The 25,183-nt window shown below is 62.4% G+C and carries 23 protein-coding genes; 11 read left to right on the forward strand and 12 right to left on the reverse strand.

Annotated features, from left to right (window positions below; translation table 11 throughout):
* Positions 1-3,171, forward strand: coding sequence for a type I restriction endonuclease subunit R (locus PQR08_RS20905; protein ID WP_250484336.1), 3,171 nt, complete (start codon positions 1-3; stop codon positions 3,169-3,171).
* 253 nt (positions 3,172-3,424) lie between these two features.
* On the opposite strand, the gene PQR08_RS20910 is transcribed toward PQR08_RS20905, so the two are convergent.
* Together PQR08_RS20910 and PQR08_RS20915 are read right to left on the reverse strand one after the other, a co-directional pair.
* A complete protein-coding gene (locus PQR08_RS20910; protein WP_408162224.1) occupies positions 3,425-4,786 on the reverse strand; it encodes a M23 family metallopeptidase in 1,362 nt (453 codons plus the stop codon).
* A gap of 116 nt (positions 4,787-4,902) precedes the next feature.
* A complete protein-coding gene (locus PQR08_RS20915; RefSeq protein WP_250484337.1) occupies positions 4,903-5,133 on the reverse strand; it encodes a hypothetical protein in 231 nt (76 codons plus the stop codon).
* A gap of 375 nt (positions 5,134-5,508) precedes the next feature.
* Between PQR08_RS20915 and PQR08_RS20920 the strand changes: the two genes are divergently transcribed.
* Positions 5,509-5,685 (forward strand): DUF1073 domain-containing protein, encoded by a 177-nt coding sequence (locus PQR08_RS20920; RefSeq protein WP_250484338.1) that lies wholly within the window; start codon positions 5,509-5,511, stop codon positions 5,683-5,685.
* Between the two features lie 107 nt (positions 5,686-5,792).
* On the opposite strand, the gene PQR08_RS20925 is transcribed toward PQR08_RS20920, so the two are convergent.
* Genes PQR08_RS20925 through PQR08_RS20935 form a run of 3 tightly spaced genes read right to left on the reverse strand, consistent with a single transcriptional unit; the run spans position 5,793 to position 8,895 of the window.
* Positions 5,793-7,220, reverse strand: coding sequence for an efflux transporter outer membrane subunit (locus tag PQR08_RS20925; RefSeq protein ID WP_250484339.1), 1,428 nt, complete (start codon positions 7,218-7,220; stop codon positions 5,793-5,795).
* 2 nt (positions 7,221-7,222) lie between these two features.
* A complete protein-coding gene (locus PQR08_RS20930; RefSeq protein ID WP_250484340.1) occupies positions 7,223-8,356 on the reverse strand; it encodes an HlyD family secretion protein in 1,134 nt (377 codons plus the stop codon).
* Positions 8,356-8,895, reverse strand: a complete 540-nt coding sequence (locus PQR08_RS20935) for a DUF3302 domain-containing protein (RefSeq protein WP_250484341.1) — start codon at positions 8,893-8,895, stop codon at positions 8,356-8,358. The genes PQR08_RS20930 and PQR08_RS20935 overlap by 1 nt, the downstream gene beginning before the upstream one ends.
* A gap of 424 nt (positions 8,896-9,319) precedes the next feature.
* Here PQR08_RS20935 and PQR08_RS20940 point away from each other — a divergent pair, with 424 nt between their 5' ends.
* From PQR08_RS20940 to PQR08_RS20980, 9 genes are all read left to right on the forward strand, one after another.
* A complete protein-coding gene (locus PQR08_RS20940; RefSeq protein WP_250484342.1) occupies positions 9,320-10,213 on the forward strand; it encodes a LysR family transcriptional regulator in 894 nt (297 codons plus the stop codon).
* 303 nt (positions 10,214-10,516) lie between these two features.
* Complete coding sequence (locus PQR08_RS20945) at positions 10,517-11,581, forward strand: LLM class flavin-dependent oxidoreductase (RefSeq protein WP_238292892.1); 1,065 nt, start codon at positions 10,517-10,519, stop codon at positions 11,579-11,581.
* A gap of 86 nt (positions 11,582-11,667) precedes the next feature.
* Positions 11,668-12,678, forward strand: coding sequence for a flavin reductase (locus tag PQR08_RS20950; RefSeq protein ID WP_250484343.1), 1,011 nt, complete (start codon positions 11,668-11,670; stop codon positions 12,676-12,678).
* Between the two features lie 141 nt (positions 12,679-12,819).
* Positions 12,820-14,271, forward strand: a complete 1,452-nt coding sequence (locus PQR08_RS20955; RefSeq protein WP_250484344.1) for a spinster family MFS transporter — start codon at positions 12,820-12,822, stop codon at positions 14,269-14,271.
* Positions 14,272-14,405: 134 nt separating this feature from the next.
* A complete protein-coding gene (locus tag PQR08_RS20960) occupies positions 14,406-15,833 on the forward strand; it encodes an aldehyde dehydrogenase family protein (protein ID WP_408162227.1) in 1,428 nt (475 codons plus the stop codon).
* Between the two features lie 13 nt (positions 15,834-15,846).
* Positions 15,847-17,463, forward strand: coding sequence for a 3-(methylthio)propionyl-CoA ligase (locus PQR08_RS20965; RefSeq protein WP_250484346.1), 1,617 nt, complete (start codon positions 15,847-15,849; stop codon positions 17,461-17,463).
* A 97-nt stretch (positions 17,464-17,560) separates the two neighbouring features.
* Positions 17,561-17,974, forward strand: a complete 414-nt coding sequence (locus PQR08_RS20970) for a GFA family protein (RefSeq protein WP_250484347.1) — start codon at positions 17,561-17,563, stop codon at positions 17,972-17,974.
* A 49-nt stretch (positions 17,975-18,023) separates the two neighbouring features.
* Positions 18,024-18,689 carry a 3,4-dihydroxy-2-butanone-4-phosphate synthase gene (ribB, locus tag PQR08_RS20975; protein ID WP_250484348.1) on the forward strand — a complete coding sequence of 222 codons (666 nt, stop codon included), beginning with the start codon at positions 18,024-18,026 and terminating at the stop codon, positions 18,687-18,689.
* A gap of 57 nt (positions 18,690-18,746) precedes the next feature.
* The gene (locus tag PQR08_RS20980) at positions 18,747-19,871 is read left to right on the forward strand and encodes a porin (protein ID WP_250484349.1); all 1,125 of its coding nucleotides are present in this window, start codon (positions 18,747-18,749) and stop codon (positions 19,869-19,871) included.
* Between the two features lie 72 nt (positions 19,872-19,943).
* Here the strand turns inward: PQR08_RS20980 and PQR08_RS20985 are convergent, their stop codons facing one another.
* The 7 genes from PQR08_RS20985 to ccmC are packed head-to-tail and all read right to left on the reverse strand — an operon-like array spanning position 19,944 to position 25,183.
* Complete coding sequence (locus PQR08_RS20985) at positions 19,944-20,966, reverse strand: tetratricopeptide repeat protein (RefSeq protein ID WP_250484350.1); 1,023 nt, start codon at positions 20,964-20,966, stop codon at positions 19,944-19,946.
* Positions 20,963-21,361 carry a cytochrome c-type biogenesis protein gene (locus tag PQR08_RS20990; RefSeq protein WP_284509011.1) on the reverse strand — a complete coding sequence of 133 codons (399 nt, stop codon included), beginning with the start codon at positions 21,359-21,361 and terminating at the stop codon, positions 20,963-20,965. The genes PQR08_RS20985 and PQR08_RS20990 overlap by 4 nt, the downstream gene beginning before the upstream one ends.
* A complete protein-coding gene (locus tag PQR08_RS20995) occupies positions 21,348-21,887 on the reverse strand; it encodes a DsbE family thiol:disulfide interchange protein (protein WP_250484352.1) in 540 nt (179 codons plus the stop codon). The genes PQR08_RS20990 and PQR08_RS20995 overlap by 14 nt, the downstream gene beginning before the upstream one ends.
* A complete protein-coding gene (locus PQR08_RS21000; protein ID WP_250484353.1) occupies positions 21,884-23,854 on the reverse strand; it encodes a heme lyase CcmF/NrfE family subunit in 1,971 nt (656 codons plus the stop codon). Before PQR08_RS21000 ends, PQR08_RS20995 begins: the two co-directional genes overlap by 4 nt.
* The gene (gene ccmE / locus PQR08_RS21005) at positions 23,851-24,306 is read right to left on the reverse strand and encodes a cytochrome c maturation protein CcmE (protein ID WP_250484354.1); all 456 of its coding nucleotides are present in this window, start codon (positions 24,304-24,306) and stop codon (positions 23,851-23,853) included. The genes PQR08_RS21000 and ccmE overlap by 4 nt, the downstream gene beginning before the upstream one ends.
* The gene (locus PQR08_RS21010) at positions 24,303-24,443 is read right to left on the reverse strand and encodes a hypothetical protein (RefSeq protein WP_238292867.1); all 141 of its coding nucleotides are present in this window, start codon (positions 24,441-24,443) and stop codon (positions 24,303-24,305) included. Before PQR08_RS21010 ends, ccmE begins: the two co-directional genes overlap by 4 nt.
* Positions 24,440-25,183: a heme ABC transporter permease CcmC gene (ccmC, locus tag PQR08_RS21015; RefSeq protein ID WP_250484355.1), complete on the reverse strand. Its 744-nt coding sequence runs from the start codon at positions 25,181-25,183 to the stop codon at positions 24,440-24,442. The genes PQR08_RS21010 and ccmC overlap by 4 nt, the downstream gene beginning before the upstream one ends.

The raw sequence follows: 25,183 nt of genomic DNA on the forward strand, positions 1-25,183 counted from the left end.
ATGGTGCAGCCGTCGCTCTCCAGCGAGTTCTCCGAAGACAGCGCCGTGGAACAACCTGCACTGGCGCTATTGCAACAACTGGGCTGGGAGCACGTTAGCCTCCGCGACGAAACGCTGGTGGCAAACAACCCCACCGGCCGCACCACCTTCCGCCAGACCTGGCTTCCCACGCGCCTGCGCGCGGCGCTCATCAAACTCAACCCCAATCTGCCGGAGGAAGCAGTAAATCTGGCCGAGGAAGCGCTGGTGCAGGATCGCTCTGCGCTTTCTCCCATCGCTGCCAATCGTGAGTTTCACTTTTTGCTGCGCGACGGCGTCCGTGTGGAGGTGAAGCGCCCGGATGACGGCCAAAGCGAAACCATCACCGTCCGCGTAATCGACTGGCGCGATGTGGCAGCGAATGATTTTCTCGTCGCCAGCCAGGTCTGGATCGAGGGTCTGCTGCATAAGCGTCGTGCGGACACCATCGGATTCGTCAATGGCTTGCCCCTCCTACATGCGGAGTGGAAAGCGCTTTCCAAGCCAATCTTCAACGCCTACGACGAAAACTTGCGCGATTATCGCGACACCATCCCGCAGCTATTCCCGTTCAACTGCTTCGTTATCCTTTCCAACGGCCATGAATCGCTGATGGGCGGCGCGCATACAGATTTCGATCTCTTCGCGCCGTGGAAACGCCTCGATGAAGACGGCCCGGAAGACCCGAGCCTTGAGACGATGCTGCGCGCCACATGCGACCCGACTCGATTCCTCGACCTGATTGAAAACTTCCTTTTGTTCGATGAAGCCAAGGGCGGTCTACGCAAGGTTGTGGGTAAATATCATCAGGTGCTTGGTGTAAACCGCGCGATGGCCGCGGTGCAGCATGTCGGCCGGAACAAGGGTCGCCTCGGCGTGTTCTGGCATACACAGGGATCGGGAAAGTCACTCTCCATGGTGATGTTTGCCGAGAAGGTACTTCGGCGCCTGGGCGGGAACTACACCTTCGTGATCGTGACCGATCGCACCGAACTGGACGACCAGATCGCCGGGCAATTCGCCAGCGTCGGGGCTCTTACCAAAGATACGCAACAAGTGCAGGCGAGTAGTCGGGCGCATTTGCGGGAATTGCTGGCGGGAAACGAACGTTATGTCTTCACTCTGATCCAGAAGTTCTCGACCGCTGGCCGCGAGCCGATGCCTGTGCTCTCCGATCGCTCCGACATCATTGTGATTACCGACGAAGCCCACCGCAGCCAGTATGACCAGCTCGCCGCTAATATGCGCGCGGCGCTGCCCAACGCTGCTTTCATCGGCTTTACCGGCACGCCGCTGATTCAGGGCGAGGGAAGCCGCACGCGCGAGGTGTTCGGCGACTACGTCTCGGTCTACGACTTCGCCCAGTCCGTCCGCGATCGTGCGACGGTGCCGCTCTACTATGAATCGCGCAAGCCCGAGCTTCAGCTCAACGCTGACGAACTAAAAACGGAACTGGACGAGCTGCTCGATGAGGGGGATCTGAGCGAAGAGCAAGAAAAGAGGCTGCAGCGCGAATTCAGCCGTCAGTATACGCTCATTACCAATACCGACCGGCTCTACAAGGTGGCCGATGATGTAGCGCTGCACTTCGCCATGCGCGGCTATCGCGGAAAGGCAATGTTCGTTGCCATCGACAAGGCGACTGCGGTTTCCATGCATGATCGTGTCAAGGCGGCGATCACCCGACTGATTGCGGCGGATGAGAATGCGCTCAAGACCGCGCATGAGGCGAGGGGCGCGGCTATTGCGGAGCGGTTGTTGTGGTTGCGTGAGCTCGATATGGCCGTGGTTGTTAGCCAGAGCCAGAACGAGATCGACGACCTCAAGAAAAAGGGCCTCGATATCCTTCCGCACCGCGAGCGGATGCAGAAGGAGGATCTGGAGACGAAGTTCAAGGACGACAACGACCCGCTTCGCCTCGTCTTCGTCTGCGCGATGTGGATCACCGGCTTCGACGTGCCCAGCATCGGCACTGTCTATCTCGACAAGCCGATGAAGAACCACACGTTGATGCAGACCATCGCGCGCGCCAACCGCAATGCGCCGGGCAAGACCAGCGGCGTGATCGTTGACTATCTTGGCGTGTTCAGCAATCTACAAAAGGCGCTGGCGATTTATGCCGGAAGCGCAGGTGGATTGGGCAAGGACGCTACGCCAATCAAGAACAAGGACGCTTTAGTGAAGGCGTTGGAGGAAGCGCTAGAACCCGCGCGGAGTTTCACAGTTTCGCTGGGTATCAATATCGATTCGATCACGGCGGCTGGTGCGCTCTCGCGTCTTGGCCTGATTGCTCAGGCTGTCGAGGCGCTCGTCGCGCCGAACGAGCGGAGGAGGACGTTTGGCCAGCTTGCCGGCGCGGTGACCAAAGCCTATAAGGCATTGCTGCCCGATGAGCGGGCTGCGCCCTATCTTAGATCGGTTGTGGTGTTCCAGATGCTGGCGGACGCTGTGAGGGCGAAGCTCGGCCCGACGGATATCTCCGCCGTTCAGGCGAAAATCACCGAATTGCTGGACGAGAAACTGGAAGGCGTCGCCATCCTGACGCCTATCGTTGAAGGGGTGGGCCCTGAGGGGCGTGTCGATCTCTCCGGTATCGATTTCAGCAAGCTCGCCGAGTTGTTCGAAAAGAGCCCGAAGGTCGCAGCCGAACGCGCGAGAGAGCGCGCAGAAAACAAGCTCAAGAAGATGGCCGAGGCCAATCCGACTCGCGTTGATCTGATCGAGAAACTGGAAAAGCTGGTCGCTGAATACAACGCGGGCTCTATCGACGCGGAAAAATTCTTCGAGGCTCTGAAAGAATTCGTGGTCGGCCTATCCGAGGAGGAACAGCGTGCCGCCCGCGAAGAACTGTCTGAGGAGGAGTTGGCGATCTTCGACCTGCTTACTACCCCGGAGCCGAAGCTAAGCAAGGCCGAGGAGGCGGAGGTTAAGCGCGTGGCGAGGGCGCTCTTAGCCAAGCTCCACGAGCTCATGGACGGCGTGGACTGGTTGCGCGGTCAGGAAATGCGCGGTGCGGTGTGGTCGGAAATCCGACAACAACTGAACGAATTGCCCCAACAACCTTATCCAAAGGCCCTGTGGAATGCAAAGGTCGGTCAAGTGTGGAGTTTCGTAACGCGACGTTATGCAAGCGAGGGCGCTCGTATTCACTAATGCTGTACTGTTATCGAAACGGCCATTCACGCCTGCTGGTCGGAATGCGTGTGAGCATCCCGCCGGCCTGAAGAAATAGCTCTGATGGTTTGCGGTACACAAGGATGCCGAGGGCCATGTCAGCACAGTCTCTGTCGGCGCCATTTCGCGATCGTTTTAGCGGCCGGCGATCGGTGCGCAGGAACTTTACCGTAAGACCGAGCTGGCGAGCGCCATGTCGGCCTTCCACATGTTCGGCGCATAGCATAGCCGGCTACGCATCGGCATCAGTCGCAAACAGCGCGAGATAGTCATCGGGGTCGACCGCTTGCCCGCCCACGCGTACTTCGAAATGCAAATGCGGACCTGTCGAGCGCCCCGTCGAGCCGACCTTGGCGATCGGCTCACGCGGCTGCACCCGCTGCCCGACCCGCACCTCTATCTTCGATGCGTGAGCGTAACGCGTGATAAAGCCGTTGCCGTGATCGATCTCCACGGTGTTGCCATAGCCGGGCATGCGTCCGGCATGGATCACGCGACCGCCGGCCGCCGCGAGGATCGAGGTGCCTGTCGGCGCGACCAGATCCATGCCTGGGTGGAAACTCAGGTGGCGGGTGAATGGGTCGAGGCGGTTGCCAAAGGGTGAGCCGGTCCGCCCGAGCGCGAGCGGACGGCGGCCCGGGAAGGTCGCCCATGCTGCTTCGTGCTGCGCGGCGCCCTGTTCGACGGCGGCAAGCGTCGCTGCCAGGCAGTCAAGATGCGGATCTGGATGCGCATCGGTTGCTTGACAAGGCCGGGGCGGCAGTTCGGGACCACCCGCCGCGTTGCTGTAGCGAGTGCGCGCCGATGCCACCGCGTTGGTGGGAATTGCCCGCAGTGACTGCGCGCGCAGGCGTTGGTCAAACGCGCTGAGAGTGTCGAGCTGGGCGGCGAGTCGCTCCACGCGCGCGTCCAGCGAGGCGTTCGCGGCCTGCAAACGAGCGACCTCGCCGCTCGTGTAAGGGGAGGCGGCGGACGTCCTCGCGGACTCGTAGTGGACACGCGGTGTCTGAACGCCGTAACGCGCCAGTGCGAGGCCGACAGCCAGCGCGAGCACGGCCACCGAGCACGCGGTGCCGACAATGGCGCGCAGCGCGCTACGCCGCATCACGACGTATAGATCGTTTTTCGAGCGCGAGACGACTGAAGCCACCCTTACCTCCCAGCAACCAGTGAGAATTTTGAGATGGTAAGAGCGCGTCGGATATCCCTCTATCGGACAAATCAGATAAATTTGGGATGGGCGCGCTAGGTCGGCTCCGGGTCTCGTCAGCACATTCTCTAGCCGCGCCATCTCGAGATCGTCCCGGCTACGGTCGATCCACTTCGCGTAGATGCGCAGAAACATTTCGACCGTTTGGCCGAGTTGACGGAGCAGAAGGCGGGCGTCATCCCGGTCATGAGCATGCTGATGGCGTAGGAATGCCGCATGTTGTACGGGCGCCGGTAGCGAATCCCCAAGCGGTTCGGGATGCGCGAACAGTACAGCGGCGCCGTCGATCGTAAGCGTGCGTTGGTGTCTCACGCCGCTTGCTGTGAAGTTCAGTTGGACGAGGCTGCGCGGACTTCGGTTCGGGGGCTGGTCATAGTCGATCAAGTCGTGGCGATTGGCGTGAAGTAGCGCGTGGGCCGAGTCAGGACCACGCGCAGCGGCAACTCGACGCGAATTTCCGACGCGCCCCTCGCGGCGATCCAGACTGCGGAGCCGTTTCCCTATCGCGGTGCAGGGACTTTCGGTTTGATAGCAGCGAGATACGGAATGTCGCTGCCCGGTTCGTGAAAAAACACCCGCTGTTCGAGCGACGCGACGGTATGAAAAGCGGTGGGATTGTCGATGCGTAATTGTGCGACGACGGCATCGATAGCGGCGATTCGCTCACGGTCGTCTTGCTCTCGTGCGATGGCTTTCATCAGAGCGCTGCGCTGGCTGGATGTCAGATACACGTTATCTCCTTCTCATTGTTTGAGCCGCGAGGCGCAGCGACGGCGATCAAACCATCGGCAGTGGTCGCTAGAAACCGGAAGCGCATCGCAGTGGAGCAAAAATTCTGCTGACGGGAGCATTGGCGTCCCATCGGATAACACTGAAACATTCGTCACGATGTTTCTTGCTCAGCGCTTGAGCCATGTCGTGGTTTCACGTTCGGCGGCGTCATAAGGTGCTCGCTGCCGAAACTCATCGATCTGATTTGGAAGACGCAGACAAGCCGAGTGCCGCCCGCCATATCCACGACGGGGCGTTCGATGTTCCGGGTGCTAATCGCGTGCGATTCCGCGAGCGAGGGGAACTGCCACTTGGCTTGAAGGGAACGGGCGACGATGACAAGAACGAGCAGATCGCGGCGATCAGGACGAGCGGCGCATCGTCGGATCGAAGCGCATCAGGAGGCGCTGTTCACCGCGCCGCTGTCGCGCCTGTCGAACGTGATTCAGGTTTCGCTGATCGGCGCGATCGATCCGGATATCGGCTTCAGCTACGTGCCGGTCGCTTTTTGATCCGATGAGATCATGACCGAAGCAGCGCGAACACGACCCACTCAGGGCCGACCTGTCGGGCAGGCCGCTTGAGCGGATCGTGTCCGGTATCGCGCGCCGACACCGACCTATCGCGCATCCGCAGTCGAAGCGCCTCCCGTATCGACACCATTCGACGCCGCATCAATCCCGCCGCCGAGCGCCAGATACAGATTCGCGAGTTGCATGCGCTCTTCGCTCTGCACGCGCACCAGCCCGGACCGTGATGACGCGTAGGCGAGTTCCTGTTGAGTCACCGCGACGAGATCCCCCGAGCCGATCCTGTAGCGCACCTGCTGCAAATCGAAGAGCTTTGCGTTGTCCGAAACCGCGCGCGCGAGGATGGTCTCCCGCTCGCGCAGCGCACTCTCGGCGGCAAGCGCATTTTCCACTTCGCCGAAGGCCTGCAACGCGACCTGTCCATAGCCGGCGAGCGCCTGATCCTGTTCCGCGGTTCGATATTCCGCCTGAGCCTTCAAAGCGCCGCCACGGAAAAGCGGCAACAGGATGCCTGCGCCGACGCTCCAGCTCGGGTTGTCACGATCGGCGAGCAGAAACAACTCGCTCGACACACTCAGAAGACCTGCGCTCAGTGTGACGCGTGGCAGCCGCGCGGCATCGGCCTGGCGCGCGAGATCGAATGCGGCCGATATCCTCCGCTGCGCAGCCACTATGTCCGGTCGACGCTCGAGCAAATCGGCGGGAACCCCCGTGGGCAGCACCGGCGGCAGCGGACCGAGGCTGGCAGGGACCGCAACTTCGGCCGCCGGATAACGTCCGAGCAGCAGCTCCAGCGCGCGCAGCGACTGCTCGCGTGCGAGCCTCAACTGCCGCGCGGTATCGCGATACGACTGCACCGCCGCCTGCGCACTCGTCACCTCGATCTGCGAGCCTTTGCCGATGCGCAGGCGATGTCCTGCCAGGTCGCGCAATGCATCGGCGTGGCGAACCATGTCGTTGGCAATGGCATATTGCATCTGCGCTTCGATTGCACCGAACCATGCCTTCACGACCAACGCGGCGATCGACTGGCGAGCGTAATCGGCATCGGCTTGTGCAGAGGCATATTGATCCTCGGCCGCGCGCGCGCCGTAGCGTACGCGTCCCCACAGATCGATTTCCCACGAAGCCGATACGAGCCAGCCCTTGAGTCCCGAGCCGTCACCGCCGAGCTTGCCGCCCGGCCGGGCGAGAAAGCTCGCCGCCGGATAGAGCTCACCGCCTGCCACCTTGACGAGGGCGGCCGCCTGCGCAACGCGCGCGGCCGCAACCCGCAGGTTCGCGTTATACGCGATCGCCTCTTCCACGAGCGAGTTCAAGGCAGGATCGCCGAAAGTGTCGATCCAGTCGGCGCGCACGAGACCAGACGTGGCGCCCTGCGCGGTCCACGCCGCGGGGACGTGCGCGTTGCTCAGGCTGTCGCGCCGGATGTCCGCGGCATCCGGCGGGTTCTTCAGCGAGCAGCCGCCGCCAGCACCGAGCAGCAACGCGATCAGGAGAAAGCAGCGCGTGCGCACCGTCACACCTTCAGCACGAGGTAGTTGATATACGCGCCAACCCGGATGATCACCTTGCGCAGAATCTGGATCTCCTCGATATGGTCTGTGTAGATTGCCGCATGTCCACGCGCACCGGCGGCGAGGAAGACGTCACGCTCCCTATCGTCGAGGCGCAGCCGCACCGCGAAACGCGCGGCCGGCGTCGGTTCCGTGCCGGTAATCGGAAGCGTGCCGCTCGGTGTGAGTTGACCCTGGCCCTGCGCCCACACCACCGATACCACGTGCGCTTTCAGCACCTTCCCCGGAATCGTCTGAAGCGCGATCTCGGCTTCGTCGCCAGGGACAACCATCCGCAATTCGTTCTGTGCGAACAGAGCGATCACCTGATAATCGTCCTCGACAAAGCTCAGCGCCGGGTTCTGAAGAAGCGGCGTCACGATCGAGCCCGGCCGCAACTGCAGATTGATCGCGACGCCGTTGGCCGGTGCGACGACCGTCGTCTGCGAGAGATCCCATCGCGCGGATTCGAGCTGCGCGCGAATCTGCGCGACTTCGGCCTGATCGTTGTCGACGGTCGCGTTCAGTACCGCGCGCACCTGCGCTTCCTGTGCGCGTGCGGCGGCGAGGTCGGCCTGCAGCGACTTGAGGTTTGCCTCCGCTTGCTCGAGCGCGAAACGATCGCCGGCGCCATGATCGACAAGCTGACGGTTCTCCGATACGCGCCGCTTCGCGAGATCGATTTGCGCGCGCACGGCATCGCTCTTCGCGGTGGCGGCGGAAAGGTCTTCGTTGAGCTTCTTCGCTGAACCCTGCGCGTTCACGAGCTGCGCTTCGAGCGCCTTCACTTGCAGGTTGAAGGGCGTCGGATCGATCTTGAAGAGCACGTCGCCCTTTTTGATGGGCGTGTTGCCCGTGATCGGCACCTCGACGACACGGCCGCGCACCTGCGGAACGATTTGCACTACGTAGCGGATGACGCGCACGTCTTCCGATGCAGGTGCGACAACGTTAAGCGTCAGAATCAGGATGGTGAGCGCGATGATCGGCAGGACGATCGTGATCGAACCGGTAACGATATTCCAGGGCAGCCACCTGAACTTTCCGAAAATGAGCCACGCGATCGTCGCGTAGATGGCAAGAAGTAGGATTTCCATCAGGCTTCTCCTGCTCCCTTGGAGTTGTGTGCAGGCGGTGGAGCATTAGACTGAAGCGCCTCTAGTTCGTCGCGGGCGCGCCGCAGTTCCGGCGGCAGAATGCGTCGAGCTGCGATGCTGTCGAGTTCGCCGAGGATATAGCCCAGCTCATCGCTGGGTAGTGTGCCGAGCCTTGCCCGGTGGACGGCTTCGAAGAAGAAGTCATCATGCTTATCGGTGCCGTAAGCCATGCGATAGCCAAGCGGTTTGAAATACGTCCAGAGCCATGCAATCGGCCAAAGGAGGCCGCCGAATACCAGTGAGAGAAAGCACAACATCTGGATTGCTTCTTTCTGCGGATGATGACGCCTCTCCGCAATTTTTTCGGGCAGCACGTGAATGAGTAAAAGGATCACTACACACGCCACCGGCACAACGCTAATAACGAAGATGGCTAGCCAGTCTGCGATTTTGTCCACCGTTTCGGTGGACGCATGGGCAAAGCCAGAAGAAGGAATGAATGACAGAAGAACGCCAAGAAGCGTGAGATTGGCCTTCATCGCGGTCGAAACCCCCCAAGGATCGCTCGTTGACTACCGTCAGTAATCGGTGCCTCTGAGCGTTTATGTTCATTCTTGCTACACGCCACAAACGAATACGCTGGTGGTGAACTGAAGCTTTGTTCATCAATATCACAGTCAATGCACGACGAGAAGGAGCCGGGCGGGGGCGGCCACAAAAAGGCTTGGCTGCGATGAAACGGACAAAGGGAAAGTTCCACTCGGCGTATGCCAATCGAAGCGTCGAACTTAGACACCACCTCGGTCATTTACTAAGACATTCAAAAAAACGTCGATGAAACGAAAACAGTAAAAATCGACGTAACCTCGTCGTGGCGTTTATTGCGAGTCGCGAATAGCCTTTGGTGCAAAAGTGAAATGAAGTACTATCGTTGTCACTATGCGCCAAGCTAATACCAAGTCGTTGGACCTGAATCTGCTTGCAGTCTTCATGATGCTTTGGGACACCCGAAGCGTGACGCGAGCAAGCGATCGGCTGGCATTGACACAGCCTGCGGTCAGCCATGCGTTGCGTCGCTTGCGTGACGCAACCGGCGACGAACTGTTCGTGAACGCGAAAGGTGGCTTGGTGCCCACTTCGCGAAGCGAGGCACTGATAGGCCCCGTCAGAGAAGCACTCGAAAAGATCTATGGCGCCCTTCGAGATGAGGAAACATTTGTTCCCTCGCTGGCCCGAAGAGAATTCAACATCGCGGCGGGCGATCTGGTGGAGTTTTCGTTCATTCCCGAGTTGGTCGAACATATCCGGCAGCAGGCGCCCGGCATCGTCGTTCGGCTGGGACCTGTCCCGGAAGAAGGGCTCGCGTACCAGCGTCTGGAGTCAGGCGATCTCGATGCGGTTATCAGTGGTCAGCCCGTCAAGGAGATGGGAATTCATGACGAGACCCTCGCGCAGATCGACCTGCTCACCCTCGTCTGGAAGCGCGAAAACCTGAGCAAGCCGCGGTTTCCTCTTGCCTTGTATCTGAAGCGGCCTCACGTGGTGATCCGGTTACCGGATCGACAGGGATCGATCGTCGATCAGACGCTCGCGCAACGCGGTTTGCAGCGGCAAATCGGTGCGGTGGTGCAGAACTTCATGGCAATGCCGATGGTCGCCGCCAGAACGGGATTCATCTGCAATGTCCCCAGCCGCATGGCCGGCACATTCGCAGAACTGTTCGAACTGAGTGTGCACGAGCCCCCCATCGCCTTCGACACGTCTCCGCTGTTCATGTCGTGGCATAGACGATTCGACGCGGATCCCGCGCACGCGTGGTTCCTGGATCAGATCCGGTTCGTCGTTTCCGTAGCGTGAGGCGGACGACACTCACGCAGGGCGAACGTGCTCGACTTCGACAGCTCGAGCAGTTTCCCCTTCGCGCTTCACTCGCCACTTCAGCTAAGGGATAACGCGACCTCGACGGGCCTTGCGCCTGCGCTCGAGCTCATTCCCGACATCAGTGATTTCCCTTGCTCCCACGCGGCTCATCGTGCGCATTTCCATGCGGGCAATCGGGTATTAATCGTGTGCATGTGACAAATTAGAACACTTCATTTTACTTATGTTTGTGTCGCTGATGTTATGTAGGCATTGAGCAAACACAACAAGGAGACACACATGAGTCACGCAGTCCCTCTCTCGATGGGCTGGTTCTGCCCCACGCTCGGCGACACGAGCGCATTCGGCGATCCGTCCAAGGCCTTTCCTCAGTCGATGGAGCACTTCGAGCGCGTCACGCGTGCCGCCGAGAATGCGGGTTTCGACTACATGCTGGTGCCGGTCACCCCGTATTGCTGGGATGCATGGGTAGCGGCGTCGTTCGTCGTCAGCCGCACTTCGAAGATCAAGGCCCTTATCGCGGTCAAGCCCGGCTTCATTCATCCGGTCGCTCAGGCCAAGATGATCTCGTCCTTCGATCAGATGTCGAACGGGCGCATCTACATCAACCTGATTGCCGGCTTGAGTGAAAAAGACGCCATTGCCGAAGGGCAACTCGGTTCTAAAGAGGCGCGTTACGAGCAGCTCGAAGAAGAGGTCGTCATCATCAAGAAGCTGCTGTCGGAAGAGCAGGTCGAGTATTCCGGCAAGTACTACAAGGTCGATAAGCCGCTGATCATTCCGAAGCCCGTGCAGCACCCGCATCCGCCGATCTTCCTCGGCGGCGGTTCGGAACAGGCAGCCGAGATTTCTGCCCGCCATTCGGCCGTGCATCTTTTCTGGGGCGATTATCCGGAGCGCATCGCCGAGCAGATCAAGGAGATGCGTGCCCGTGCCGCGAAGTACGGCCGTGAAGACGAGTTGCGTTTCGCCATGCGCTTGCAGGTCGTTTGTCGCGAGACCGAAGACGAAGCATGGGAAGCGGCGAATCGATTGATCGAAGGCGCGCAGGGCTGGAAGGACCAGGCCACGAATCTGAGCGCGAACATGAATTCGGTCGCCAACCAGCGTCAACGTGAACTGGCGCAGACGGTCGGCAGCAAGATGACGCCTCATCTGTGGACCGGCATCACCGAAGTGCGTCCCGGTGCGGGCGTCGCTGTAGTTGGCAATCCGCAGCAGGTGGCCGCGCAGCTCCTGGAGTTCGTCGACGCGGGTTGCAGCGGATTCTGCCTGTCGGGCTACCCGCACCACGAAGAAGCCGAGCGCTTCGGACGTTTGGTCATGCCGCTGCTGACGCGGTAACGAAAGCACATCGAAGCAAGACATTACAGTCCCGGTCCGCATGATCAAAACAACTAATCGGCCGGGACATAGAGACGGAGACAGATATGACTACGGCAGTCGATGCCAAGCAATTTCGTAAAGCCCTCGGTTCATTTACCACGGGCGTTACGATCGTCACCACGAAAGGTGAGGACGGAAAAGACTACGGATTGACGGCGAACAGCTTCAACTCCGTTTCGATGGACCCGCCCATGGTTCTCTGGAGCCTCGGAAAGAAATCTTCCAGCTTGCCGGTCTTTGCGGCCACCGCGCATTTCGCGGTGCATATCCTGGCGGCTGATCAGGAACGCCTGTCGAATCAGTTCGCGAAGAGCGGAACCGACAAGTTCGCGGGCTGCAAGCTCGCACGCGGCGATGGCGGCGTCCCGCTGCTCGAAGGCTGCTCGGCACGGTTCGAATGCCGCGTCGTTCACCAATACGAAGGAGGCGACCACGTCATCTTCGTTGGAGAAGTCACGAACTTCGACAGCTTCGAGCAGCCGCCACTGGTTTTTCACGGAGGGAACTACGGTTTGGTGATGAAGAAGGCTGAGGACGTCGCCGACGCGAATTCGAGCTTCGGTAACGGCTGGCTCGGCTTTTTGCTGGCTCGCGCCTATTATCAATTACTGATGCCGGTCAGGCAGAACCTGCGCAGCAATGGCCTGCGCGATATCGACTACGACATTCTGACCGTGCTGAGCATGGGCGATGGAAGAACGGTTGCGGAACTCGATCGACTCGTGTCGATTTCCGGCTCACGCGTGTCGGACGGCGATATTCACAAGCTCGTGGAGCGCGGTCTCCTTACGCTCGGAGTGAACGGGGACGGCGAGAGCGTGGTGTGCTTCACCGAAACGGGCCGCACCTACGTTTTCGAGTTGCTGGCCATCGCCAAGGCGGCGCAGAGCGATGCGGAACGTGACCTCGACTACCGCGAGGCGCAAGTCATGACGCTGTTGCTGAAGCGCGTCATCCGTTCGACGGCAGCGACGCTGCCTGATCATTGGCAGAAAGATCATTTCTGGCGGGCGAACAATCTTTGGAACGATCCCGTAGCGTCCGACACGGCATGACTTGCCGGCGTCCCAGCTAGGATTCAAATCCACCGAAAGTCGCGTTCATCCACGCGTCGTGATAATCGCCAGACTGATACTTAATTAACCCGACTGATCGCCAATAACAAAATCAGGCGATCCAGTGAAGGGGAGACAAGCATGAGAGCAGAGACAATTGAACCGGGCCAGGACAAGTATGCTGGTTGCCGGGAAGTTTCAAGTACTAGTGCGGGCCGTTCCTGGTATGCGGTCAGCGTGTTGCTGGTTGCCTACATTTTTTCCATCATGGATCGGCAGATCCTCACGCTGCTGGTAGGCCCGATTCAGCAGACATTGCATGTCAACGACACGCTGATAGGCACGCTGCACGGCTTCACGTTCGCAGTGTTTTATGCGCTGATGGGACTGCCGATTGCCCGCATCATCGATCGCGGCGACCGGCGTTTGATCATTGCGATCGGCATCGCCCTGTGGAGTCTCGCGACCGCCGCCGGCGGCATCGCGACCGAGTACTGGCATCTGCTGCTCGCCCGCGTCGGTGTAGCGGTTGGCGAAGCTGTCCTGATTCCGGGAGCCATATCCCTCATCGCCGATCTGTTCCCGGCCGGCCGGCGTGGTCGTCCCATGAGCCTGTTCGGTGCGAGCGGATCGTTCGGCTCCGGCGCAGGGCTGATCGTCGGCGGGTTGATTCTCGGCGTGTTCACCGCTGCGCCTCCTGTGCTGCCCTGGCTAGGTGCGCTCCATCCGTGGCAGGCTACCCTCATGGTCCTGGGTCTGCCCGGTCTGATCGTTGCCCTGATGATGCTGGCTGTGCCGGAACCCAGAAATGCACGCCGCGATTCCGGAATTCGCTCTTCCGCCGACGACACGAATGCGCAACTGCGCGAGGCCGTACCAGTCGCCGTGGTCAAGCGCTACATTGCCGGGAACTTGAGGACGCTGGTGTCGCTCATGATCGGCGCAGGCTTTTTTTATGCCTGTGTGTACGGTTGGGCCGCCTGGGTGCCGACGTACTTCGTGCGTGAATTTGGCTGGAAGTACCCGCAAATCGGCGCGGTGCTGGGCGTGCTCCTGGCTGTGATCGGTCCGCTCAGCGCCATGTTCGGTGGCTGGCTCGGCGGCTTCTGGACGCGTCGCGGCGTGCCTCACGGCTACCTTCGCGTTGCCCTGACGGGCAGTCTCGGCATCGCTGTGTCGGCTGCCGGCATGGTGAGCATGCCAAGCGCAAATCTGGCGCTCGTCTTCATGGCATTGACGACTTGCTTCACGGGCTTCATGTTTGCCGCCGGGCCGCTGGCAGTTCAGGAAGTTGCCCCAAGCCCCATGCGCGGCCAGTTCGCAGCGCTTTATACGGGCTTTGTGAACTTGCTGGGCGCGGGCTGCGGCCCGGTCGCCATAGGTATGCTGACTGACCACCTGTTCCGCGATCCGAGCGCGGTCGGGCGTTCGATCGGAATCCTCTGCTTCTCATGCGGCATGATCGCTGCACTCATCTTCCGATTCGGCTTCGCGTCGTATCGCAACACGCTGAAGAACGCGGCCGACTGGCAGCCCGAGTCCGTTGCCTCCATCGGGCAAGCGGCCTCGAAAGCCGGCGCGCCGGGCCGCTGATGCTACGCGGTCGGTAGCGAACCAAACAACACTGTCTATGTCACGAAGCACGCGCACGGCGAAAGCCGGGCGGGGCTTCGTGCGCTCTAAAAAATCGATATCTCGATAACCAGGTTAATTGAGGAGTAGGAACCGTGAAAATTTTCGATCGGGTTTATATCAACGGCAAATGGATCGATCCGCACGGTAGCGAATATGCCGATGTGACCAATGCCTCCACGGAAGACGTCATCGGACGCGTGCGCCTCGGCGACGAAACCGATGCCCATCACGCCGTGTGCGCCGCGCGCGCTGCGTTCGACCATTGGTCGCAAACCACGCCGGGGCAGCGTGCCGAATGGATCGCCAAAATCGCACAGGGCCTCGAAGCCCGCGCCGCGGAAGTGGCGCAACTCGTCAGCGACGAAGTCGGCACGCCGATCGGCTGGTCGCAGTTTGCGCAGACCGGCGCGGCGATCGGACATTTCGCGGTGGCCGCGCAGTTGCTCGGCAGCTTTGAGTTTGCCGAAACCGTGGGCAACTCCGAAGTGCTGCGCGAACCCATCGGTGTGGTGGCCTGCATCACGCCGTGGAATTACCCGCTCACCCTGATCGCGGCCAAGGTCGCGCCGGCGCTGGCCGCGGGCTGCACCGTCGTGCTCAAGCCGTCGGAAGTGGCGCCGCTCACGGCCTATCTTCTCGCCGAGGTGATTCACGAGGAAGGCTTGCCGGCGGGCGTATTCAACATGGTGCCGGGTTTCGGTCCGGTCGTCGGTGAGGCGCTGGTGTCGCATCCCGAGGTCGACATGGTGTCGTTCACGGGTTCGACGGGCGCGGGCCGTCGGGTCACCGAACTGGCGGCGCAGACCGTCAAGCGGGTTGCGCTCGAACTGGGAGGCAAGTCCGCCGCGATCATCCTCGACGATGCCGATTTCGCCACTGCGGTTCCCGGCGCGATCAACGCGTGCTTTCTCAACAACGGCCAGACCTGCTTCGCTCATACACGCATGCTGGTGCCGAAAGCGCGCATGGAAGAGGTTAAGAAGATCGCCGCTCAAGTGGTCGGCGGCATGAAAGTAGGCAGTCCTCTGAACGAACAGACCCAGATCGGCCCGGTCATCTCGGCGCTGCAGCGGCAGCGCGTGCGGGACTATATCCGCAAGGGCCTGGAAGAGGGCGCCGAACTCGTGAGCGGCGGCCCGGACGCCCCCGCAGGGCTGGAGCGAGGCTTCTTCGTCAAGCCGACGGTGTTCGCGAATGTCACGTCGAAGATGACGATTGCCCGTGAAGAAATCTTCGGCCCGGTGCTGAGCATCCTTGCGTATGAAGACGAGGACGATGCCGTGCGCATCGCCAACGATTCGGTCTACGGGTTGAGCGGCGCGGTGTGGTCGGCCGGTGTCGAGCGCGCGAAGCGCGTGGCGCGACGCCTTCGCACGGGTCAGGTGGATATCAACGGGGCGCCGTTCAACCTGCTTGCGCCGTTCGGCGGTTACAAGCAGTCGGGCAATGGCCGCGAGTTCGGCAAGTACGGCCTCGAGGAATACCTCGAATACAAAGCCGTGCAGTTACCGGTTCAGTGAAATGGATGATCTCATGTTTGGATCGATGATGGATCGCCCGCTGCTGGTTTCGTCCCTGCTCGAGCACGCCGAGCGACAGTTCGGGGATAGCGAAATCGTATCGCGCGAAAAGAGTGGTGCGTTGCACAGGTACACGTTTCGCGATGCAGCCAGACGGGCGCGGCAACTGGCTCGCGCGCTCGCGCAGCTAGGGGTGAAGAACGGAAGCCGTGTCGCATCGCTGGCATGGAACGACCATCGGCACCTGGAAGCGTACTTCGGCGTGTCGGGCAGCGGTGCGGTGCTGCACACCTGCAATCCGCGCCTGCATCCGGAGCAGCTCGTCTATATCGTCAATCACGCGGAAGATGAAGTGCTGCTCTTCGACAGCGCCTTCCTGCCGCTGGTGGAGGCGATTGCGGCGCATTGCCCGACGATCCGCCATTACGTGTTGTTGGCGGGCCCGCAGGAGATGCCGAAAGACGATCGTTTTCCGAATCTCGTTTGCTACGAGGACCTGCTGGCGTCATGTGAAGATGACTTCGTCTGGCCCGAACTCGACGAGCGCATGGCGAGCTCGCTTTGCTATACGTCGGGCACGACGGGCAACCCGAAGGGCGTGCTCTACTCGCACCGCTCGACGATACTCCACACGTTCGCGGTCAGCCTGCCCGATACGCTTTCGCTCTCCGCGCATGACTGTCTCCTGCCCGTGGTGCCGATGTTTCACGTCAACGCATGGGGCATTCCCTACGCGGCCGCGATGAACGGTTGCAAGCTGGTGCTGCCGGGTCCGAAGCTCGACGGCGCGAGCCTGTATGAGCTGATCGAGGGCGAAGGGGTGACGTGTAGCGCCGGCGTGCCGACCATCTGGCTCGGCCTCACGCAACACATGGAGCAGCACGATCTCTCGCTCTCGACGATGAAGCGCACCGTGGTCGGCGGCTCGGCGATGCCGGAAGCACTGATTCGCACATGGACACAAAAGTTCGGCGTCGAGGTGCGGCACGCGTGGGGCATGACGGAAACGAGCCCCCTTGGCACGCAGGGAAGCCTGCTGCCCAAGCATGCGAACCTGACTATCGAGCAGCAATGCGCGCAGCGCGCGAAGCAGGGGCGTGCGGTGTTCGGCGTCGAAATGCGGATCGTCGATGCAAGCGGCAACGAGCAACCGCGCGATGGCAAGGCCGCCGGCGAACTGGAGGTTCGCGGTCCGTGGATTGCCGCGGCGTATTTCAAGGGCGAGAAGCCCGCGTTGCGTGACGGCTGGTTTCCGACCGGCGACATCGCCACCATCGATGCCGACGGTTACATGCAGATCACCGATCGTGTGAAAGACGTCATCAAATCCGGCGGCGAGTGGATCAGTTCGATCGACCTGGAGAACGCGGCCGTCGGACATCCGGCGGTGTTGATGGCGGCGGTGATCGGCGTCAAGCATCCGAAGTGGGATGAGCGGCCAGTGATGTTGGTCGTGACGAAGCCCGGGCAGACCGTGAACAAGGCGGAGATTCTTGCCTATCTCGAGGACAAGGTCGCGAAGTGGTGGCTACCGGACGAAGTAATTTTCCTCGACGCACTGCCGCTCGGCGCGACGGGCAAGGTGCAAAAAATGACCTTGCGCCAGCAATACGCGAACGTGCTGGCGTGATCGGCTTAATTGGGTTGCCTGCACGTTTTCGTGCGACCAAGTGGCTTCTACAACGGGCTGACGGACCATTGGCCGTCAGCTTCGATCAGGAAAAAACATGAACGAGATCAAGGGCGGCTGCCTGTGCGGCAGCGTTCGCTATGAAACCGCGCGGGCGCCTCTGATGAGCGCGGTATGCCATTGCATCCATTGCCAGAAGCAATCCGGCAGTGCGTTCTCGACCAATGTGGTCGTGCCTTCTGCGGGCTTCGAGATTGCGTCATCGACCCTCGGCACGTTCAATGATGTAGGCGAAAGCGGCGCAGGCGTAAAACGCCATTTCTGCCGGAAATGCGGTTCGCCGGTGTACACCGAGCTGGACGCCAATCCAGATGTCGTCGCGATCAAGGCGGGCACGCTCGATGACCCTTCGTGGGTGCAGCCGCAAGTGCATATGTGGCGTTGTTCGGCGAAATCCTGGGGACAGGTTTCGGAAGGTGCCGTTTGCTTCGACCGCAATCCCCCGGCCTGAATCCACAGCGCCGCGCAGACGCCAATCAAATTAATCAGGAATGCAAGAGATGGAAATTGAAGAACTAATATCGATCGATCGAATCGAGGATGCGCTGTCCGCCATCCGGCGTGGCTCGCTCGTCGTGGTGGTCGACGATGAAGATCGCGAAAACGAGGGCGATCTCATCATGGCCGCGGAGCTCGCGACGCCGGAGGCGATCGCCTTCATGGTCCGCTGGACGAGCGGCGTGCTTTGCGTGGCGCTGCCAGGCGAGCGGCTCGATGCGCTGCAAATTCCGATGATGGTCGCGCGCGGCAACGATTCGATGCAAACCGCGTTCACGGTGACGGTCGACTACCGGCACGGCACGACAACCGGCATTTCGGCGGCCGACCGTGCAACGACCATTCGCGCGCTGGTCGACCCGCAGGCCCGCGCCGGCGATTTCAACCGGCCCGGCCACCTGTTCCCGTTGCGTTCGGTGCCGGGCGGCGTGCTGCGTCGCCCGGGGCACACCGAAGCGACGGTGGACTTGTGCCGTCTGGCAGGTCTGCGCGAAGGCGGCGTGCTCGCGGAAATCGTCAACGATGACGGCAGCATGGCACGTTTGCCGCAATTGATTCGATTCGCACGCCTGCATGGTTTGCCGATCGTTTCGATTCGCGACCTGATCGATTACCGCGAGCGTTCGTATGCGGTGGCGATGAGCGAATGCGAAGCCGTGGCCTCCTGATAGCGCGGCATGCCGTTAATGAAGTTTGATTCAAATACAAAGAGATAGGGAGACGAGATGAAATTGAAATGGGTGGCAGCCGTCGCTGGCGCTGCAATCGGCAGCGCGGCACAGGCACAATCATCGGTGACGCTGTATGGCGTGCTCGATGCGGGGCTGATGTATCAAAGCACATCGGCGGCATCGTTCAATCCGGCATCGAAGAATATGGGCAAGCTGTATCGCTTCAAGGACGCCGGCATTTACTCGAGCAATTTCGGCCTGACCGGCACCGAAGATCTCGGTGGCGGCTATCGCGCGAACTTCAAGCTGCAGGGGACCTTCGATACGGGCACCGGCAAGGCTGGCATTACCGATACCCCGGGCGTCACGGGACTATTCAACCAGATCGCGAGCGTCGGCATATCGGGGCCGTTTGGTTCGTTCAATGCCGGGCGCCAGATCGCGCCGCTCGCCTTCGCGATGAGCGAGACCGACGTCCGCGGCGGCAGGTGGTTCGGAAGCATCCTCACGTCGTGGCTCGGGATGAACCAGGCGGCGGGCTGGACTGGCACGAGCACCAACGGGCCGATCGGCGCACTCTACGACAGCAACGCACTCATCTACGAGACGCCGAGCTTCGGCGGCGTGAAGGCTTCGCTCGAATACGCTCCCGGCGGCGTCGCGGGGAGCTTTCAGGGCAACACGCGCGAGTCTGCCGTGCTGAAGTACTCGAACTATGGCGTGCGACTCGCGGCTGCCTATTACAACGGCCACGACACCAACCCCGGGCCGAACGCGGTGCCGACCGGTCTCGCCAACAATCGGCTCTTCTATCTCGGGGCGTTCTACACGCTGCATGACTTCTCGGTATCGGCGTCGTACACCAACGGCAAGAACCCGGCACGCTCGAATCAGGTGAGCATCGACATGTACACCTTCGGCCTCGGCTATCTGTTCACGCCCGCGTTCAGGGTGACGAGCGGCGTCTACTACCTCAGGGACCGCAACAACTCGGCGAACAAATCCATCGAAGTCGCGGCGGGCGGCGAGTACAGCCTGTCGAAGGCCACGATGGTGTATGGAGAGGTCGGGCACGTGAACAACCGGGGAACGATGACCCAGACGATCGCGTATGGTCAACCGGTCGCGCCTGGCATGGCGACAACGGCTGTCATGGTTGGTTTGCGTCAGAAGTTCTAGGCACGCAGTACGGTCTCGGGAATGATGATGTGGGTCGACGTGACCCACGAGCCCCGCTTCAAAAATGCCCGCTCACCGCACCACATCATCGATCCTCACCTCGACAACCTTCGCCCCCTCCAACGACACAATCCCGCTCGACCCCATCATGTCGCCCGACGCCGGCCGCGCCTGTCCCGACGCCGACACCCGCGCATCGATACTGATACGCGAGAAATCGGACAGCCGACGCCCCGGCGTCATCGACATTGAATCGTCGAGACGCACGGTCGCGGGCAACTGACTCACGCTCAGGCGCTGCACCGCGAGCGGCATGCGCGAACCATCGTCGGCGAGCGCATAGACAAAGACCGTGTCCGTCGGACGAACGCGCTTTTCGAGCTCGGCACTCAGACTCACACGCACATTCACCGACGCTCCTTTCGCGGCAAGCGCGCGCGTTTCGTCGATATTCTTCCGGGCCTGCTGCCCGATCTCCGGCGCCAGATCCGGCACATTCATCAACCTCTCCCAGTACCGGATCGCACCCGCGAAATCGCGCCGGTCGAACGCAGCCGACGCCGCCAGCGCCAGCGCTTTCGGCTGATTCGCATCGATGGCGAGCGCGGATTCTATGACCTTCGATGTCGCGCCGTCGAGATTGCCGTCGTTCGCGCTCGCGATGGCGTCGGCGTAATCGGCGCGCAGTTCCGCGTCGCGCGGATTCAGAGCGACCGCGCGGCGGTAAGCCTCGGTCGCGTCGCCGGGACGATCGAGCACCATGTACGAGCGCGCGAGCATCGACCAGCCTTGCGCGTCGTTCGGATCGCGCTGCAATCGCGCGGCCAGAAGACTGACCGCCGCTTCCATCGATGCCGGCGTGTCCGCATGTTCGCGCGTCGGTGCGCTGGCCGCCTCCTGGATCGCGAGCGCCGCAGGATCGCCGATACGCATGTACAGCGTCAGCGCCGACGCCGGCACGAGCGCGATCAGCAAGCCCGCGAGCGCCGCGTGCGAGGTCCCGCGTCCGGGAGTGGGACCGTGCAGCAGCGGCGGCACGATGCACGCGAGCGCGCCCGTCAACATCGCGGCGACGATCAGCCAGAACGCCATCATGGAGACAGACTCCTCTCGCGCCGGGCATCTCGCGCGCGTCGAATATGTCGCGCCATCGCGACCGCGCCCGCCGCCAGCAACGCGAACGGTCCGAACCACAGCGCCCATGTGACCGGCTTCACCGGCGGCCGGTAGAGAACGAAATCGCCATAGCGGCGCACCATGTAGGACTCGATCTGTTCGTCGCTCGCGCCGTGCTCCACCTGCTCGCGAATGCGCGCGCGAAGATCGGCGGCGAGACTCGCGTTCGAATCGGCAAGACTCTGGTTCTGACACACGACGCAGCGAAAATGCTCGGCGAGACGGCGCGCGCGCTCGTCGACCGGCGATTGCTGCGCATGAACGCACGCCACGAGCGTGAGGAGCAGCAACGCGATCCGCCTAATCACGAGCATTCTCCTTCTGCAACTTGCCGACGAGCGGCAGAATCACGCGCTCCAGCGACGCGCGGGTAATCGGCCCGGCCTGCCGGTATCGCACGACGCCCGCCCGGTCGATCACGAACGTTTCCGGCACGCCATACACGCCATAGTCGATGCCCGTGCTGCCGTCGCGATCGACCAGCGTAGCGACATACGGATTGCCGGCCGTGTCCAGCCACTGCAACGCGGGCGCGCGCTCGTCCTTGTAGTTCAGGCCATACACCGGCACGGCGCCGCTCGCCGCGACGTTCATGAGGACGGGATGCTCGTCGCGGCACGCCTCGCACCACGACGCCCACACGTTCAGAATCCACACCTGTCCGCGCAACGCTTCCGACGACATCTTCTGCCCGGACGCATCGAGGCGCGGCAGATCGAACGCGGGCGCGGGCTTGCCGATCAGCGCCGAAGGCAGCCGGCGCGGATCGTGTCTCAGGCCCGCCGCCAGCACCGCGACCAGGAGACCCAGCACGGCGAGCGGGATCAGGAAGCGTTTCATCGTCCGGTCTCGCCGAGGGCTTGCGGCGTTTCGGCAGGCGTCGCCTCAGCGCGCCGGGACTGCGGCGCACGCTGCCGCATGTAACGCCGGTCAGCGGCCGCGAGCAGGCCGCCGAGCGCCATCAGAATGCAGCCGCCCCAGATCCAGCGCACGAACGGCTTGATCTGGATGCGCACGGTCCACGCGTTGCCGCCCGCCGGCTGATCGAGCGCGACGTAGAGATCGCGCAGCACGCCTTGATCGATGGCCGCTTCGGTCGTCGGCGTGTTCGAGACGATGAACTCGCGCTTCTCCGGATGCAGCGTGGCGATGGCGCGGCCATCGTGCGTCACGCCGATGGTCGCGCGCGTCGCGCGGTAGTTCGGTCCGTCGCTCGCGCGGACATCGTCGAGACGGACGCGATAGCCGCCGATATCGACGCTGTCGCCGGGCGCGAGCCGCGCATCGTGTTCGACGGAAAAGCCCTTGACCATCGTCACGCCGACGATGAACACGCCGACGCCCGCATGCGCGAGCCACATGCCGATGGTCGCGAGCCGCACGCGCCGCGCGCCGCTGGCGAATCGCTGGTACATGCCCGTCGCGATGGTCGCGAAGGTCCACGCGGCGAGCAGGAAGCCCAGGCTCACGAGCGGGCGCGACACGCCCGGCAGAAACGCCGACACGACGCTCACGAGCGCCGCCCAGCGCAGGCGCACCGTGATCTCCGGCAGGCGCGCCGCCTTCCAGCGCGCGAGCGGCGCGACGCCCATCAGGAACACGGCGGGCGCCATCAGCGGGACGAACACGCTGTCGAAGTACGGCGCGCCGACGGAAATCTTGTCGAGGCCGAGCGCGTCGAGGATCATCGGGTAGAGCGTGCCGAGCATCACCGAAGCGGCGGCCGCGAGCATCAGCAGATTGTTCGACAACAACAGCGTTTCGCGCGACACCGGCTCGAATCCCTCCGGCGACGATGCGGCGCGCGGCGCGCGCCATGCGAAGAGCGCGAGGCCGCCGCCCGAAAAAAGCGCGAGCAGCACGAGGATGAAGACGCCGCGCGCGGGATCGGACGCGAATCCGTGCACCGATGTCACGACGCCTGAGCGCACGAGAAATGTGCCGAGCAGCGCAAGCGAGAACGCGCAGATCGCGAGCAGCGCGCTCCACGCGCGGAATGTGCCGCGCTTCGCGGTGGCGGCGAGCGAATGAACCAGCGCGGTGCCGACGAGCCACGGCATGAACGACGCGTTCTCCACCGGATCCCAGAACCACCATCCACCCCAGCCGAGTTCGTAGTACGCCCAGCCGCTGCCGAGCATGATGCCGAGCGTGAGAAACATCCACGCGGCGAGCGTCCAGGCACGCGATGCGCGCGCCCACGCGGCATCGAGCCTGCCGTCGAGGAGCGCCGCGATCGCGAACGCGAAAGCCACCGAGAAGCCGACATAGCCCATGTACAGCAAGGGCGGATGGATCACCATGCCCGGGTCCTGCAGCAGCGGATTGAGATCGCGGCCGTTCATCGCGGGCGGCATGAGGCGCGTGAACGGATTCGACGTCAGCAGCATGAACAGCAGGAAGCCCGCATCGATCCAGCTCATCACGCCGAGCACGCGCGCGGTGAACTGTCGCGGCAGCCGGCGACCGAACGCGGCGACGGCGATCATCCAGAGCGTCAGTAGAAGCACCCAGAGCAGCAGCGAGCCTTCGTGGCCGCCCCAGACGGCGGTGAAGCGATAGATCGCCGGAAGCGCCGAATTGGAGTTCTCGACGACATAGATCACCGAGAAATCGTCGTGCAGAAAAGATGCCGCGAGACAGGCGAACGCGATCGCGACGAAGCCGAACTGCCCGCACGCGGCGGGCGCGGCGACGCGCATCCATCGTTCGATACCGAAGCGCGCGCCGAGCATCGGCACGATGCCCGCGACGAGCGCGAGCAGCATCGCCAGAATCAGCGCGAAGTGGCCGAGCTCGGGAATCATCGGCGCGCGCCCGGGCTCGTGTCCGCCGTCGCGCGCACTTCGCGCAGCGCGCGTTCCAGTTGCGGCGGCGTGTAGTTCTCGTCGTGCTTCGCGAGGACTTCGTCGGCGTGAAAGCGGCCATCGGCGCCGAGCGTGCCTTGCGCAACGACGCCGCTGCCTTCGCGGAAGAGATCGGGCAGCGCGCCCGCGTACGTGACCTCCACCGATGCGCGCGCATCCGTGACGACGAAGCGCACGGCGCGGCCATCGCGATCGCGCACGAGCGAGCCGCGCTCGACAAGTCCGCCGAGCCGGAAGCGCTGTGTGCGCGCGGCTTCGTGCGAGACGATCTGACTAGGGCTCACGAAGAACATGACGTTGGCGCGAAACGCATCGAGCACGAACGCGCACGCGAGCGCGACGCTCGCGATGCCGAGCGCGATGAACGCGAAGCGGCGATGGCGCGCTCTCATCGGCGCAACGCCGGTTCGCGCAGCGCGCGGAGCACGAGCCAGGCTTCCGCGCCCATCAGCAGAAAAGTGATCGCGAGCGCGGCGCAGAGAATCGGATTCGCGGCGAGCATCGCGATGACGGACTCGAACGTGCTCATGCGGCATGCTCCTCGATTCGCGACGGACGTTCATCGCCCGCAGGCACGCGATTCGCCGCGCGCATGACGACGCGCACGCGCGCGAGCGATATCGCGATCGCGTACGACCAGAATCCGGCGCTCATCACGACGATGCCCCATGCCATCGATGCGCTCATCGACACGCCGCTGCCGAAGCCGAGCGATGGCCCCTGATGCAGCGTGTACCACCACTGCACGGAAAAATAGATGATCGGGATATTCACGACGCCGATCAGCGCGAGCACCGAGCACGCGCGGTCTGCCCGGCGCGCGCCGTCGATCGCGGCATGCAGCGCGAGAAAGCCCACGTACAGGAAGAACAGGATCAGCTCCGACGTGAGACGTGCGTCCCAGACCCACCACGTGCCCCACGTCGGCTTGCCCCACAGTGCGCCGGAGATCAGCGCGATCGCGGTGAAGAGCGCGCCGGTCGGCGCGAGCGCGCGCGCCATCAGCGCGGAGAGGCGCGTGTTCATCGCGAGATGCAGCGCGCTGTACGCGGCCATCACGAGATAGATGAACATCGACATCCACGCAGCGGGAACGTGCACGAACATGATGCGGTAGATGTCGCGTTGCAGCGCATCGGCGGGCGCGATGGCGAGGCCGATGACGAGCCCCGTCGCGATCAACACGATGGACGCGATGCCGAACCACGGCGTCGCGCGCGCGGCGAAGCGTTCGAAGTTGCGCGGAGACGCATAGCGGAACCAGTTCAT

Source organism: Caballeronia jiangsuensis, assembly GCF_046030135.1.
GTDB lineage: Bacteria > Pseudomonadota > Gammaproteobacteria > Burkholderiales > Burkholderiaceae > Caballeronia > Caballeronia jiangsuensis.

Bases quoted from the DNA above. Each gene is read 5' to 3' on its own strand.
- PQR08_RS20950 (WP_250484343.1), top strand. From the start codon at position 11,668: ATGACTACGGCAGTCGATGCCAAGCAATTTCGTAAAGCCCTCGGTTCA.
- PQR08_RS20970 (WP_250484347.1), top strand. From the start codon at position 17,561: ATGAACGAGATCAAGGGCGGCTGCCTGTGCGGCAGCGTTCGCTATGAA.
- PQR08_RS20930 (WP_250484340.1), bottom strand. From the start codon at position 8,356: ATGGAAATCCTACTTCTTGCCATCTACGCGACGATCGCGTGGCTCATT.
- PQR08_RS21000 (WP_250484353.1), bottom strand. From the start codon at position 23,854: ATGATTCCCGAGCTCGGCCACTTCGCGCTGATTCTGGCGATGCTGCTC.
- PQR08_RS20955 (WP_250484344.1), top strand. From the start codon at position 12,820: ATGAGAGCAGAGACAATTGAACCGGGCCAGGACAAGTATGCTGGTTGC.
- ccmE (WP_250484354.1), bottom strand. From the start codon at position 24,306: ATGAGAGCGCGCCATCGCCGCTTCGCGTTCATCGCGCTCGGCATCGCG.
- PQR08_RS20945 (WP_238292892.1), top strand. From the start codon at position 10,517: ATGAGTCACGCAGTCCCTCTCTCGATGGGCTGGTTCTGCCCCACGCTC.
- PQR08_RS20985 (WP_250484350.1), bottom strand. From the start codon at position 20,966: ATGATGGCGTTCTGGCTGATCGTCGCCGCGATGTTGACGGGCGCGCTC.
- PQR08_RS20980 (WP_250484349.1), top strand. From the start codon at position 18,747: ATGAAATTGAAATGGGTGGCAGCCGTCGCTGGCGCTGCAATCGGCAGC.
- PQR08_RS20905 (WP_250484336.1), top strand. From the start codon at position 1: ATGGTGCAGCCGTCGCTCTCCAGCGAGTTCTCCGAAGACAGCGCCGTG.
- PQR08_RS21010 (WP_238292867.1), bottom strand. From the start codon at position 24,443: ATGAGCACGTTCGAGTCCGTCATCGCGATGCTCGCCGCGAATCCGATT.
- ccmC (WP_250484355.1), bottom strand. From the start codon at position 25,183: ATGAACTGGTTCCGCTATGCGTCTCCGCGCAACTTCGAACGCTTCGCC.
- PQR08_RS20965 (WP_250484346.1), top strand. From the start codon at position 15,847: ATGTTTGGATCGATGATGGATCGCCCGCTGCTGGTTTCGTCCCTGCTC.
- PQR08_RS20990 (WP_284509011.1), bottom strand. From the start codon at position 21,361: ATGCTCGTGATTAGGCGGATCGCGTTGCTGCTCCTCACGCTCGTGGCG.
- ribB (WP_250484348.1), top strand. From the start codon at position 18,024: ATGGAAATTGAAGAACTAATATCGATCGATCGAATCGAGGATGCGCTG.
- PQR08_RS20935 (WP_250484341.1), bottom strand. From the start codon at position 8,895: ATGAAGGCCAATCTCACGCTTCTTGGCGTTCTTCTGTCATTCATTCCT.
- PQR08_RS20995 (WP_250484352.1), bottom strand. From the start codon at position 21,887: ATGAAACGCTTCCTGATCCCGCTCGCCGTGCTGGGTCTCCTGGTCGCG.
- PQR08_RS20920 (WP_250484338.1), top strand. From the start codon at position 5,509: ATGACAAGAACGAGCAGATCGCGGCGATCAGGACGAGCGGCGCATCGT.